A 13,061-nucleotide genomic window follows, 5' to 3' on the forward strand; every position below is an offset into this window, starting at 1 on the left:
GTCCATGGCCGGGGGAGGGTCGGGAAATCAGTTGCCGCGGCAGGCGATCGTCTCGCCCGCGGCATTGGTGCAGGTACCGGTGTGGGTGATCACGCCGTTCTGTACGCTGGTCGAACCGCTGTAACTATTGCCGTTCTGGCCGGTGGCGCTGGTGCTGCGGCTACCGTTGACGTTGCCAGCGGCGTCGCGGGCGATGCTTCCGCTGGTGGTCGCGGAGCCACCGTTGGCGCCGTTGATCGAGGCGCTGCCCTGTCGGCCGGCGCTACCGTCGGCATGGCGGTAGAAGCTGCCTTGGCGCTCCGCGCTGCCGCCATTGGCGCCTACGGCATAGGCGCCACTGCGGCCATCGACATTGCCCTGGCCGTCGCCATGCACATGGCGGCCACGGGCATAAGCGCCGCGCTCGCCGCGGGCGGCGGCCCCGGTGACGGCGGTGCGTCCGCCGTCACCGGTATGGACCACGGCGCGGCCGCGGACACGGCCTTGCGCCGAAGCATCGGAAATCGTGGCAGCCAGCGCGCCGGTCAGCACCAGCACCGCCAGCAGCAAGGGAGTTCTGTTCATGGGATATCTCCTTCGGGTCGGCGCGAGGCATCCTCGCGGTGGGCCCAAGCTAATCGCGCCGCCGGCCGAGGGTGTGTCGCAATAGCCACCGTATGTTTCGGCAATGCGGCTTGGAAACATCCGCTTACAAAGTGCCCGACAAGGGCGTTGCGCGGGCTCGCGGCTACCCGCGATAGTGAGCGCCATGGACGAAACCCTGGCCCGCATCCTCCTGGTCGACGACGACACCCGCTTGCGCGAACTGCTGCTGCGCTACCTGCAGTCGCAGGGCTTCGAGGCCAAGGGCGTGGGCGATGGCGTGCAGATGCGGCAGGCGCTGGATCGAGGCCATTACGACCTGATCGTGCTGGACTTGATGCTGCCCGGCGAAGACGGCCTTGATATCTGCCGCCGCCTGCGTGGCCAGGGCGACTCCACGCCGATCGTGATGCTGACCGCCAAGGGTGATGAAATCGACCGCATCGTAGGCCTGGAAATCGGCGCCGACGACTACCTGCCCAAACCCGTCAATCCACGCGAGTTGCTGGCGCGTATCCGCTCGGTGTTGCGGCGTGCCCGCCCGGTGCCTGGCGCGCCGGAGCCCGAGGGGGGTGAGATCCGTTTCGGTGCGTTCCGACTGGATCTGGGTCGCCGCGAACTGAGCAGGAACGGAGAGTTGCTGCGGTTGACCTCGGGCGAATTCGCGGTGCTGACGGTACTGCTGCGGCACCCGCGCCAGCCGCTCAGCCGCGACCGCCTGATGAGTCTGGCGCGTGGCCGCGAGCACGAGGCCTTCGAGCGGAGCATGGATGTCACCATCGCGCGCCTGCGCCGATTGCTGGAAGACGACGTGCGCAATCCTCGCATCCTCCAAACCGTCTGGGGCGTGGGTTACGTATACGTACCGCCGGGTGAAACCGCATGAGCCGGCTTCCCTTGCCGCGCAGTGTATTCGGGCAGCTCGTGCTGGTGATCGGGCTGGTGTTGCTCGGCGCGGCGGTGCTGGCCGTGGCGATGGGCCGCCAGTTGGCCACGCGTCCGGCTGCCGGGCAATTGCTGCGCGCCATGGATGGCTTTGCCGACGTCGCCGAGGAACTGGCGCGCACCCAGTCCCGCGAACGCGTGGTGCGGCACTTGCGCGGCGCCGGACTGGAGGTGGCCGACCTGCCGCCGCCACCGCGCGACCTGCGCGGCGCGCCGTTCATGCGCGAGTTGCTCGAACAGGCGCCGCGGCAACTCGAGCACGGGCGCGAGGTGCGCCTGGGCCGCGTCGGAACGGCGAACGTGGTGTGGTTGAAGCTGGATACGCAGCCGGCATTGTGGGTGTCGTTCGTGTTCGATCAACGCGGCAACCGCGTATTGCGCTTTTCGGTGCTGATGCTGTTCGTCGGCGCGGCGCTGGTGTGGCTGGCGGCGGCTTACTACGCGCGACGCCTGGTGGTGCCGTTGCGGCGCCTGGCGCAATCCGCGCCGGCGATCGTGCGCGGCGAATCGCCCCCGCCAGGCACCCTGGCCGGGCCGCGCGAAGTGGAGGAATTGGCGCGCGCCCTGGCCGATTCGAGCAAGGATGTACGCGAGGCCGCCGAGGAACGAACGGTGATGCTCGCCGGCATCTCACACGATCTGCGCACGCCGCTGACGCGACTGCAATATGCGGTCGAGCTGCTGCCCGGGGGCGATCCGGAACTGCGCGCGGGCATGCATCGCGACATCGCCGAGATCGACGCGATCCTGTCGCAGTTCATCGCCTACGCGCGCGATGGACGCGACGAGGCGAGCGAGCCACTCGACCTGGCTGTGCTTTGCCGCAACGCGGTCAGCGCTTGCGAACGTGAGTGGCAGGTGGACACGCCCGTCTATGCGCCGATGACGGGCAAGCCGATGGCACTGCTGCGTGCGCTGGAAAACCTGCTGGTCAACGCGCAACGGCACGGTGCGCCGCCATACTCGCTGCGGCTTTCGCGTCAGGACGACGCCTGGCGAATCGACGTCGCCGACCATGGCCCGGGTTTGCCCGTGCAGGTCGCCGAGCGCGTACGCCAGCCGTTCGTGCACGGGGAGGGTGGCGGTACCGGCCTGGGGTTGGCGATCGTCGAGCGAGTCGCCCGCCAGCACGACGGTGAGTTGCGGCTGTCGCCGGTTCGGCCCCATGGCCTGATGGCGACGCTCGTGCTGCGCGGAAGTTGACACATTCCATCGACGAGGCGGACGTAATGGGCACGAGACAAAGGCATGCGATTGCAGGCTTGGCATGGATTGCCATATGCCTGGCCGGCATCGCACATGGTGCACAAGACGATGCACGGCGGGCCGGAACACGGGTCTTGCACGACATCGCCTACGGCAACGATCCCCGACAGCGCTTCGACGTCTATCTACCGCCATCGCCGCGTGGCGCACCGGTGATTTTCATGGTGCACGGGGGCGCCTGGGCTATCGGCGACAAGACCAATCCGGGCGTCGTCGGCAGCAAAGCCGCGTACTGGCTGCCGAAGAACTATGTGCTGATATCGGTGAACTATCGACTGTTGCCTGACGCCAAGCCGTTGGATCAGGCCAAAGACGTGGCCAGGGCGTTGGCCACTGCGCAACGGCTGGCCGCATCATGGGGAGCGGACCGTGACCGGTTCGTGCTGATGGGCCATTCGGCGGGCGCGCACCTGGTCGCCTTGTTGGGAGCCGATCCCGAGGTGCTGTCCGCCGCCGGTGCGGTCCGCCCGCGGGGTGTCGTTTCCCTGGATAGCGCCGCGATGGATGTGGTGCAGATCATGGACTTTCCGCGCCACCCCAGGCTCTACGATCGCGCCTTCGGCGAGGATCCGGGCGAATGGGCCGCCGCGTCGCCCTATCATCGCCTTCGCGCCGGCGCGCTGCCGTTGTTGGCAGTGTGTTCCAGCCAGCGCTTCGATGCCTGCCCGCAGGCGCGACGCCTGGCGCAGAGGGCCGCTGGACTCGACGTGCGTGTCGATGTGTTGCCGCAAGACCTGTCGCATGCCGAGATCAATCGAACGTTGGGACAGGCCTCGGACTATACCGAGAAGGTGAACGCCTTTATCGACGGGCTCATCGCCTTGTAGGTGTCGGATGCGGCCAAGGGCGAGCGCTTCCTGCCGGATGCCACCAGCGAAAAAGCCGTGCGGCTGCTCGGCTGGTCGCCCCGCTCGCGCGAGGATGCCATCGTCGCCACCGCTGAGGGCGTTCACCCGGCCATCCGATGGCCAGCGAAAAACTCCACCACGCTCCAGGGTGAGCGGTCGTCGAAGAACAGCCGGAGATTCCGGTCCGACTCGGCCGCCGTGGCCGAGCTGCGAGGAAAGAGATCCTCTTCGTACGCGGCGAGCGCGGCTTCGACATCCTCCGGACGATTGACGATGGCCTTCGCCAGTTCCGCGCCGTCGAACATGGCCAGGTTCGCACCTTCCCCAGCGAACGGCGACATGAGGTGCGCGGCGTCGCCGAGCGGTGTCACGCCACGCACGCGATCCCATCGGTGGTGAATGGGGAGCGCGTGGATGGGGCGAGGCACGGGCGCGGTCTCGCTGTGCCTGATGAAAGCGGTCAGTTCGGGCGCCCAATCATCGAATTCGTCCGCGATGCGTGCCAAGGCGGCTGTCGGGTCGGAGAAGTCCATGCCGGCGATCCAATCTTCCGGCTTGTTCAACGCCACGTAGGCATGCAGCGTGGCGTTCGCCTCCCGGTGCGCGAGGATGCCTTTGCCTGGCGCGATCGCCAGCAGCGCGCCACCACCCACCGCTTCCGCGGTGGCCTTATGGCGGATATCCCCGTCGAACAGGTACGTCTCGATAAACGACGTGCCCACATAGGCAGGCTGGACACCGGAAAGAAGAGGGCGGACTCTCGACCAGGCGCCATCGGCACCGACGAGAAGTCCGGCGGTCGCCGTGGACCCATTGGCGAACGTGAGCACGTGCTGTCCGTCGCCCGTCGAACTCACCGTGGTGAGCTTGTGTCCCCAGCGGATCGTGTCGGCGGGAAGTGACTCGAGCAGGATGCGGCGAAGATCTCCCCGATGCACTTCGGGCCGGCTGCCATTGCCTTCGTCGGGCGCATCGAACAGGACATCGCCGCGCTTGTCGAGCACCCTCTCGGCATCGGCGCCCGGCTGGATGATCCCCAGGAACGCGTCGAACAGCCCCGCGGCCTTCAGAGCGAGCTGACCGTTGTACTCGTGGATATCGAGCAATCCTCCCTGGATGCGAGCGTCTGCCGAGGCTTCCGCTTCGTAGATGATCGCCGCGATGCCATGGACGTGAAGGACTCTTGCAAGCGTCAGGCCGCCGAGGCCCGCGCCGACGATGGCGATAGGAAAGTTCATGAGGATGCTCCTCGCGTGAACCAGCGGGCGGCTGCATTGTGCAGGTCGCCGATATCGGGGGGGCCTTCCGAAGCCCATGCAATGAATCCGTCCGGGCGTATCAACAGGGCGCTCAGTTCGAAGGATTCCTTCGGATGGCCTGTGACATAGACGATGTGACCGCCGTATTCGCCAGCGAACCTTTCGAGCGAGGCGGTCCCCGCGAAATCGAGGAGGACACCACGGCCGTCGTGCATCAGATCACTGATCGTCCTGCCGTCTTCGAATTCGAACTCGGGAACACTGCTGCCCAGCAAGGGATGGCCATCGCCCAAGGGGTAGCGGGTGGAAAGACCCCACACCTTCCCCGCGAAATAAGTCGCGCCATCGCGCGTCTTCATGAGGTCGCGGACGATCCCGTTCAGCGCGCGGGCGTGTGGCTCGGGTCGCATGATGGCGACTTGCGCGCGTGACCAGTCCAGGATTCGTTCGCCGATAGGGTGTCGCTCCGCGTGATAGCTGTCCAGCAGGCCATGGGGTACGTGCTTCTTGATGGTCGCGGCGAGTTTCCAGCCGAGATTCATGGCGTCACCCAGTCCCAGATTGAGTCCTTGGCCGCCAAGTGGCGAATGGATGTGCGCGGCATCGCCCGCGAGGAAAACGCGGCCCTTGCGATAGGCCGTGGCCTGTCGTGCGCGATCGGTCCATGTCGTCGCGATGTGCAAGGCGTCGATGGTCACATCGGTGCCGGAGATCCGCCGTAGAACGTCCTGCACGTGTTCCCGGGTGATGGGCATGCCAGTCGCATGAAACGCACCGCCGTCGAAATCCTGTATCGCCAGGTGACCCGGCTGCGACTGCAAGTACATCCCGTGGGGTGTCATGTTCCGGCCCGGCTTCAGCTTCTTCGGATCGGCGATGTCTACCTTCGCCGTGTAGCCGGTGAATTCCGGCTCGGTACCGGCGAATTCGAAGCCGCCCAGCTTGCGGACGGCGCTGCGGCTTCCATCGCAACCCACGAGCCATTGGCCTTCGAAAGTTCGCTCGTGGGAATGGATGGCGACCCCGTCCCCGGTCTGATGAAAGCCCGTCACGGCAGCCCCGCGCAGGAGGCGGACGCCGAGGGTTTCCGCGCGCCGGGCCAGCACGGATTCGAGTTCTTCCATTTCCGACAGCAAATGGGTGGGTGTCGAACCCGGGAGGCGATAGGTCCATCGAGTGGCGTCGATGTCGCCATCATGAAAGGGGATGCCGGCGAAATGTCCCGCTTGCCGGCGCGGCCCCTCCCCAGCATGTTGATGCGGGCTCTGGATGCGTTTGTGGATCTGCAGTTCCCGCAGCAGCCCGCGCCGGTGAAGGGCGTCGATCGTAGGCGCCGAGAGTCCGCGTATCCCGAAAGGCACCCGTTTCAGCGGCGAGGTGGGATCTTCCGTCTTTTCCAGCACCAGCACGGAGCACTGGGCCAGGGCCAATTCGCAGGCGAGGAACAGGCCCACCGGGCCGGCGCCGGAAATGATCGCGTCGTATCTTTCGTTGTCGTGGAACGTCATTCCATCATATTGGAACGTCGTTCCAAGTGTGTCAACATACGGCGCATGGGCAAGCGTGTACGACGAGAAGAATCGCTATCGCGGGACCGCATCATCGCGGCGTCGATCGCGCTTCTGGACAGCCGTGGAGAAGACGGGCTGACCTTTCGCGCGCTCTCCGAGCGCTTGGCGACCGGGGCCGGCGCGATCTATTGGCACGTCGAGAACAAGGGCGACTTGCTGACCGCGGCTTGCGATGCGGTCGTCGCGCGCACGATGGCGCCGTGCGCGGCCGGAGCCTCGCCTGAAGACACCATCCGCGCCTTGGCCCTCGGCCTGTTCGACGCGATAGATGCGCATCCCTGGGTCGGCTCGACACTCACCCGCGCGGCGGGACAGGCGCCCATGCTGAGGATCGTCGAATGCCTGGGCCAGCAGGTCCGCGCCCTCGGCCTGTCCGATGAAGACCAATGGACGGCGGCCTCGGCACTGTTGCACTACATCCTGGGCGTTGCCGGGCAGAACGCCGCCAACACGCAGTTCGCCCGCGCGCACGACATCGACCGCTCCGATTTTCTGGGAGCGATGGCGACGGTCTGGTCCCAGCTCGACCCGAACGAGTATCCCTTCACGCGCAGCGTCGCCAGCCGCATGCGCGAGCACGACGACCGCGCGGATTTCCTCGCGGGGGTCGATCTCATCCTGGGCGGCATCGCATCACGGCGCGGTCGCTGACCTGCGCGGTCGCCATCCGGCCCTCGGCCGGTTCGACACATCTCGCGGGTATGGCTAAAGTCGCGGGACATGCTACCCGACCACGGAGAAGCGAGATGACCGACGGTAAATTCACGAACTGTCTGTTGTTCCATGGCGACGAAGCACGCAAGGCCGCGGAGTTCTACGCGGCGACCTTCCCGGATAGCCATGTCGGCGTCGCGACGGATCATCCTGGCGGCCCGCCGGGCACCGAGTTGATCGTCGAGTTCACCGTGCTCGGCCAGGCCTTCGTCGGCATCAACGGCGGGCCGGACGTGAAGGCCAACGAATCGGTCAGCTTCATGGTCCTGACCGACGACCAGGCCGAGACGGACCGCTACTGGAAAGCGATCGTCGACGGCGGCGGCGAGGAGAATGTCTGCGGCTGGTGCAAGGATCGCTGGGGCTTCTCCTGGCAGATCACGCCGCGCGCCTTGCTCGCGGCGATGAGCCATCCCGATCGCGCCGCCGCCAAGCGGGCGATGGAGGCCATGATGTCGATGCGCAAGATCGATATCGCGGGGATCGAGGCAGCCTTTCGCGGCAGCTAAGCCGGCGTGCCGCTCAGGCCGACCGGGTCGCCACGCCGTCCAGTTCCGACATGACGTCGTCAGGCAGATTCAATCCGGCAACGGCGAGGTTCTCCCGAAGGTGCGCGACGGAGGATGTGCCGGGAATGAGAAGGATGTTCGGTGCGCGGCGAAGCAACCAGGCGAGCGCCACCTGCATCGGCGTGGCGTCCAGACGCCGCGCCACGTCGGACAGGATGGACGACTGCAACGGGCTGAAACCGCCCAGCGGAAAGAACGGCACGTAGGCGATGCCCTGGCCGGCGAGTTCGTCGATAAGCGCGTCGTCGCCGCGGTGCGCGAGGTTGTACTGGTTCTGCACGCACACGATGTCGCAGATTCGTCGTCCTTCCGCGACCTGGGTCGAGGTGACATTGCTCAGCCCGATGTGGCGCACGAGGCCTTGCCGCTGGAGTTCGGCCAATGCGGTGAGAGGCGCCTCGATCGATCCTTCGGCCGGGCCGTGCACGTCGAACATGATCCGCAGGTTGACCACGTCGAGTACGTCGAGGCCGAGGTTGCGGAGGTTGTCGTGGACCGCCTGGGTGAGTTCCTTGGCGGAGAAAGCCGGGCGCCACGACTTATCCTCGCCTCGCAGGGCACCGATCTTGGTGACGATGACGAGGTCGTCGGGGTAGGGCGCGAGCGCCTCGCGGATCAAGCGGTTGGTGACATGCGGGCCATAGAAGTCGCTGGTGTCGACGTGGTTCACGCCGGACGCGATGGCTTCGCGCAGCACGGCCATCGCCGCGTCGTGGTCCTTGGGCGGGCCGAACACACCTGGGCCAGCGAGCTGCATGGCGCCGTAGCCCATACGCTGCACGCGGCGGTCGCCGAGGGTGAACGTTCCGGACCGGTCGATGCTGGACATGGTGGTTTCTCTTCGGATGCGGATGAGCCCAGCAAGATAGCCACTCTCCACCGTTCCGATAATCCGGCACAATCCGCACGGGCTGTGCGGAGCGGCGAACGATGAAAATCGACCTGAACGATCTGAACGCGCTCGTCGCGGTGGCGCGTGCCGGCGGATTCCGTGAAGCCGCGCGGGCGAATGGGACCAGTGCGTCCAGCCTCAGCGAGGCGGTGCGCCGCCTGGAGGCTCACGTGGGCGTCCGCTTGCTCAACCGGACGACCCGAAGCGTCGCCCCCACCGATGCGGGCAAGGGCCTGTTGTCGCGGCTCGGGCCCGCGCTGACCGAAGTGGAAGCGGCGCTCGAGACGGTGAACGACTTCCGCGACAGGCCGGCAGGGACGCTCCGCTTGAACGTTCCCGTGGTCGCCGCGCGGCTGGTGCTGCCCGCGATCGTGCCACCGTTCCTCGCCGCCTACCCGGACATACGCCTGGAGGTCGTCGCCGAGGAAAACTTCGTCGACATCCTCGAAGCCGGATGCGACGCCGGTATTCGCTACGACGAGCGGCTGGAACAAGACATGATCGCCGTGCCGATCGGACCTCGCGTGCAGTGTTTCGCCACGGCGGCGGCACCGTCGTATCTCGCGCGCCGCGGCAGACCGGCGCATCCGCACGAACTCATCGGCCATGCCTGCCTGCGCGGCCGCTTTCCCAGCGGCACGATTCCGCCGTGGGAGTTCGAGCGCGACGGCGAGGTCGTTCGCGTGGACCCTACCGGGCCGCTGATCGTGCGGATCGGTGGTGGCGCCGATCTCATGGTCGACGCCGCGCTCGCCGGCACCGGCATCATCTATCTTTTCGAGGACTGGCTTCGTCCGTACCTCGACAGTGGCACGCTCGAACCGATCCTCCAGCCTTGGTGGCAGAGTTTTTCCGGACCCTTCCTCTATTACCCCGGGCGGCGCCTGGTGCCGCCGCCGCTCAAGGCTTTCGTCGACTTCGTTCGTGCCTTGGCCGTCTAGCCGTTCCTCAGACGGCCACGCCTTCCTCCGCGAAGCCGACGTGCCGAAGGTATTCCTCCAGCGCATCGAGATGGCTTGTCGAAACGATCGCGCCGACGTAGCCGTCTGGTCGAACGAGTATCCAATTGCCCGGCGAGGGTGTGTACGCATCGCCGAAGTGCACACCGTCGTCGATCAGGTCGCCACGCACGCCGAACGTGTGGATGTGCAGACCTGCGTGTGTCGGTACCGCGTCGCGCTCCACCTCGTAGCCCAGCAGCGTCCAATGCGTTCCCTTGAAAAGTTGGAACAGACGCGTGGGCATACCCGCCGCACCATGCACGGGCGCGTCGGGCGCACGGTCGCCCGCCGCGAGGCCAAGTGCGCGCTTGGGCCGATCCAACGCCAGCGCCGAGCGCGGGTAACCGAGGTCGAGCTGGCGAACCTCACGACCGCGCCGCAGGTCTCCACGCTGGAGTGAATCGAGCAGTTGCGTGGAGAGGCCGAGCATATCGGCGGCGATGGGACGGCGTTCTTGCTCGTAGCTGTCGAGCAGGGCATCGGGGGCGCCGCCGATCGCTGCCGCGAGTTTCCAGCCCAGGTTATAGGCGTCCTGCACGCTGGTGTTGAGGCCTTGCCCCCCGGTCGGCGGATGCGTGTGGGCGGCGTCGCCGGCGAGGAAAACGCGACCCACCCGATAGCGATCGGCAAGTCGCGCATGCATATGGAAGGCCGAAGCCCAGGACACCGAAACGATGCGGATGTCGTCGCGACCCGTGCGTTCGGCGACCATGGCCATGAGACCTTCTACAGACAAGTCGATGTCGCCTTCCAGCGGTACCGGAGCCTGTATCTGGAACAATTCGGTACCGGCAAGCGGGCATATGGCGATCTGTCTTTGCGGATCGCTTTCGCGAAACCGGTGCCACGCGTTTCGATCGAGACCCGTCAACACCACGTCGGCCACAAGGCCGCGCGCACCCAGGGTCTTTCCGGGGAAATCGATGCCCGCCATCTGGCGCACGGTACTCCGGCCGCCATCGGTGCCCACCAGGTAACGGGCGCGGATGGTTTGCTCGCCTTGCGGGCCGGCGATCCGGGCGGAGACGCCGGCGGCATCCTGTTCGAACCCGACGAGGGCGTGCCCGAAAGCGGGTCGATGACCGAGTTCGGCCAGTCGTTCGCGCATCACCTGCTCGGTGAGGTACTGCGGGAGCATCACGGCGGCGGGGTAGGGTTCGGCAGGCGTGGAATCCATGTGTTCCATGAGCGCGGATTCGGTATACCCGCCGTCGTCGCGATATGAACGCTGCCGGGGATAGGGGCCGCCCGCCGCCACGATGCGTTCCAAGATGCCGAGGTCCTCGAAAACTTCCAGGGTCCGCGGCTGAAGGCCCTTGCCACGCGAGCCATGGAAGGGCGTTTCCTTTTGTTCGACGAGACGGAACGACACGCCTCGCCTCGCCAGTTCGATGGCGAGCGTGAGGCCGCTCGCGCCCGCGCCGCAGATGAGTACGTCCGCCCGGGTGTCGTTCGTCATGTCCACTCCTTTATGTGTAATATGCACGCAAGTGGAGGAGAGGGTATGCCTGCGAAGAAAAATGTGCAAGATACACATATATCGGCCCGGATACGCGAGCTGCATGGCGCGTTGCTGAGCATCGTCCACGTCATCAATCGCCCCGAAGGTGACGACAGGTTGATCGGGGAGGCCGGGATATCGCTCGATCGCGCCTTGTTCCCGCTCCTGGTGGTGGTCGAACGCTTCGGGCCCATCGGTGTCGTCGATCTCGCCGGGCGGGTGGGGCGTGACTACACCACTGTCAGCCGACAATTGGCGAAGCTGGAAAGCCTTGGCCTGGTCGAGCGCCGCACGGGTGGCGAGGACCGCCGCGTCCGCGAGGCCATCGTCACCTCGAAGGGCCAGGCGATGACGGACGCCCTGGATGCCGCTCGCGTGCGTCTTGGTCGAAAGCTCCTCGCGAACTGGGAGGAGAAGGACCTGGATGAACTCGTGCGCTTGCTACAGAAGTTTGCGAGGGATATCGAGATCGTGTCCGCATCGTGACTTCAAGCGCACTGAATACCCTTCAGGTACGCGCAGAACATGTCGGCCATGGCATCGGCGTACGCCTCGATTTCCGCGTGCGTGCGTGGTCTTTCCGAAAACTGCTTGCCCACCGCGCCGAACGTCGTCGTGATCAGGTCGCCAGCAAGTACACGGACGGCTTCCGGAGCATCCGGCAGTGCCTCCCGCATGAAGGCCTGGACCGTGCGTTCGCCCGATGCCTTCACTTCCCGCGCTTCGGGCGCATCGCGATAGAGCGGGGCGGCATCGTTGAGGGCCACGCGCATCGCGGCCTCTTCGCATTCCGAGTGGATGAAGGCGTGGACGAGGGTGCGCAGGCGTGCCAGCGGCGGGTGGCGCGTGTCCTCGAGGATCTCGCGTAGCAGGTCGGTCGTCTGCCGCCATTCATCGCTCTGCAGGCGAAAGAGGATGGCCGCCTTGTTCGGAAAGTATTGGTAAAGCGAACCGATGCTGACGCCCGCTTTCTCGGCCACCCGGGCCGTGGTGAATCGGTGCGCGCCTTCCTTGGCCAAAACCTGAGCCGCGGCTTCCAGAATGGTGGCGACAAGCCCGGACGAGCGAGCCTGTTTGGGCTGTTTTCGCGAGGAAATAGGCGGATTTCTGCGATCGGTCATGGACGGCGCCGTAATGCGATTAGAAAACGTGAGTAATCCATCGCATTCTAGTCCGGCGCGAACCCAAGCGCATTTCAGACCGGAGAAACCGCATGTCCACCCTTACCGCCACGCCGCTCGCCACGCTGATCGACCGCTTGTTCCACGAAGCGGACCAGACCTCCCCGGCAAGCGCGCCCGCCATCGCCGAGCTCTCGCGCGACGACCACGAGCGCCTCATGCGCAGCACGACCGAATACCTGGACTTCTATGGACGCCTGAAGGACATGCCGCTGGCCGTTTCCCGCGAGACGGGCAAGCTGCTCTACATGCTGGCACGCGGCTGCGGCGCACGGACGATCGTCGAGTTCGGCACCTCGTTCGGCATCTCGACCCTTCATCTCGCCGCCGCCCTGCGCGACAACGGCGGTGGCCGCCTGATCACGACCGAGTTCGAGCCGTCCAAGGTGGCGCGGGCAAGGGATAACCTCATTGCCGGTGGCCTCGCCGATCTGGTCGAGATCTGCGAGGGCGATGCGCTGGAAACGTTGAGTGCCGACCTTCCCGAGACCATCGACCTGCTCCTGCTAGATGGTGCCAAGGCTCTCTATCCCGCCGTTCTCGACCTGGTGGAAAGCCGCTTGAGGCCGGGTGCCTTCATCGTCGCCGACAACGCCGATTACAGCCCCGACTATGTGGCGCGCGTGCGTTCGCCGGCGCGTGGCTACCTGTCCATGCCTTTCGACGAGGATGTCGAGTTGTCCGTGCGGATCGGAGGTTAAGGACCACCCTGGGCTATGCGGTGGTCGAACA

Annotated in this window: 14 protein-coding genes; 8 read left to right on the plus strand and 6 right to left on the minus strand. The window is 66.0% G+C overall.

What is annotated here, in order from left to right:
• Positions 1-27: 27 nt before the first annotated feature.
• Positions 28-564: a hypothetical protein gene (locus J2T07_RS01390; RefSeq protein WP_306846771.1), complete on the minus strand. Its 537-nt coding sequence runs from the start codon at positions 562-564 to the stop codon at positions 28-30.
• 184 nt (positions 565-748) lie between these two features.
• Between J2T07_RS01390 and ompR the strand changes: the two genes are divergently transcribed.
• From ompR to J2T07_RS01405, 3 genes are all read left to right on the plus strand, one after another.
• On the plus strand, positions 749-1,468 hold the full coding sequence (ompR, locus tag J2T07_RS01395; protein ID WP_306846772.1) for a two-component system response regulator OmpR: 720 nt from the start codon (positions 749-751) through the stop codon (positions 1,466-1,468).
• The gene (locus J2T07_RS01400; RefSeq protein ID WP_306846773.1) at positions 1,465-2,730 is read left to right on the plus strand and encodes an ATP-binding protein; all 1,266 of its coding nucleotides are present in this window, start codon (positions 1,465-1,467) and stop codon (positions 2,728-2,730) included. The genes ompR and J2T07_RS01400 overlap by 4 nt, the downstream gene beginning before the upstream one ends.
• A gap of 137 nt (positions 2,731-2,867) precedes the next feature.
• On the plus strand, positions 2,868-3,620 hold the full coding sequence (locus J2T07_RS01405) for an alpha/beta hydrolase (RefSeq protein ID WP_306846774.1): 753 nt from the start codon (positions 2,868-2,870) through the stop codon (positions 3,618-3,620).
• 122 nt (positions 3,621-3,742) lie between these two features.
• Here J2T07_RS01405 and J2T07_RS01410 read toward each other — a convergent pair whose 3' ends face one another.
• Together J2T07_RS01410 and J2T07_RS01415 are read right to left on the minus strand one after the other, a co-directional pair.
• The gene (locus tag J2T07_RS01410) at positions 3,743-4,879 is read right to left on the minus strand and encodes an FAD-dependent oxidoreductase (RefSeq protein WP_306846775.1); all 1,137 of its coding nucleotides are present in this window, start codon (positions 4,877-4,879) and stop codon (positions 3,743-3,745) included.
• Positions 4,876-6,408, minus strand: a complete 1,533-nt coding sequence (locus J2T07_RS01415) for an FAD-dependent monooxygenase (RefSeq protein ID WP_306846776.1) — start codon at positions 6,406-6,408, stop codon at positions 4,876-4,878. Before J2T07_RS01415 ends, J2T07_RS01410 begins: the two co-directional genes overlap by 4 nt.
• 45 nt (positions 6,409-6,453) lie before the next feature.
• Here J2T07_RS01415 and J2T07_RS01420 point away from each other — a divergent pair, with 45 nt between their 5' ends.
• Positions 6,454-7,122 (plus strand): TetR/AcrR family transcriptional regulator, encoded by a 669-nt coding sequence (locus J2T07_RS01420; RefSeq protein WP_306846777.1) that lies wholly within the window; start codon positions 6,454-6,456, stop codon positions 7,120-7,122.
• 95 nt (positions 7,123-7,217) lie between these two features.
• Positions 7,218-7,694, plus strand: coding sequence for a VOC family protein (locus tag J2T07_RS01425; RefSeq protein WP_306846778.1), 477 nt, complete (start codon positions 7,218-7,220; stop codon positions 7,692-7,694).
• A gap of 13 nt (positions 7,695-7,707) precedes the next feature.
• Here J2T07_RS01425 and J2T07_RS01430 read toward each other — a convergent pair whose 3' ends face one another.
• Positions 7,708-8,583 carry an aldo/keto reductase family oxidoreductase gene (locus J2T07_RS01430; protein WP_306846779.1) on the minus strand — a complete coding sequence of 292 codons (876 nt, stop codon included), beginning with the start codon at positions 8,581-8,583 and terminating at the stop codon, positions 7,708-7,710.
• A gap of 122 nt (positions 8,584-8,705) precedes the next feature.
• Here J2T07_RS01430 and J2T07_RS01435 point away from each other — a divergent pair, with 122 nt between their 5' ends.
• Positions 8,706-9,587 carry a LysR family transcriptional regulator gene (locus tag J2T07_RS01435; protein ID WP_306847923.1) on the plus strand — a complete coding sequence of 294 codons (882 nt, stop codon included), beginning with the start codon at positions 8,706-8,708 and terminating at the stop codon, positions 9,585-9,587.
• A gap of 7 nt (positions 9,588-9,594) precedes the next feature.
• Here J2T07_RS01435 and J2T07_RS01440 read toward each other — a convergent pair whose 3' ends face one another.
• The gene (locus tag J2T07_RS01440; RefSeq protein ID WP_306846780.1) at positions 9,595-11,106 is read right to left on the minus strand and encodes an FAD-dependent oxidoreductase; all 1,512 of its coding nucleotides are present in this window, start codon (positions 11,104-11,106) and stop codon (positions 9,595-9,597) included.
• Between the two features lie 45 nt (positions 11,107-11,151).
• Between J2T07_RS01440 and J2T07_RS01445 the strand changes: the two genes are divergently transcribed.
• On the plus strand, positions 11,152-11,634 hold the full coding sequence (locus J2T07_RS01445) for a MarR family winged helix-turn-helix transcriptional regulator (RefSeq protein WP_306846781.1): 483 nt from the start codon (positions 11,152-11,154) through the stop codon (positions 11,632-11,634).
• 2 nt (positions 11,635-11,636) lie between these two features.
• On the opposite strand, the gene J2T07_RS01450 is transcribed toward J2T07_RS01445, so the two are convergent.
• Positions 11,637-12,269 carry a TetR family transcriptional regulator gene (locus J2T07_RS01450; RefSeq protein ID WP_306846782.1) on the minus strand — a complete coding sequence of 211 codons (633 nt, stop codon included), beginning with the start codon at positions 12,267-12,269 and terminating at the stop codon, positions 11,637-11,639.
• Between the two features lie 92 nt (positions 12,270-12,361).
• On the opposite strand from J2T07_RS01450, the gene J2T07_RS01455 reads away from it, so the two are divergent.
• On the plus strand, positions 12,362-13,030 hold the full coding sequence (locus J2T07_RS01455) for an O-methyltransferase (RefSeq protein WP_306846783.1): 669 nt from the start codon (positions 12,362-12,364) through the stop codon (positions 13,028-13,030).
• Positions 13,031-13,061: the final 31 nt, after the last annotated feature.

The organism is Luteibacter jiangsuensis (assembly GCF_030812295.1).
GTDB classification, from domain to species: domain Bacteria; phylum Pseudomonadota; class Gammaproteobacteria; order Xanthomonadales; family Rhodanobacteraceae; genus Luteibacter; species Luteibacter jiangsuensis_A.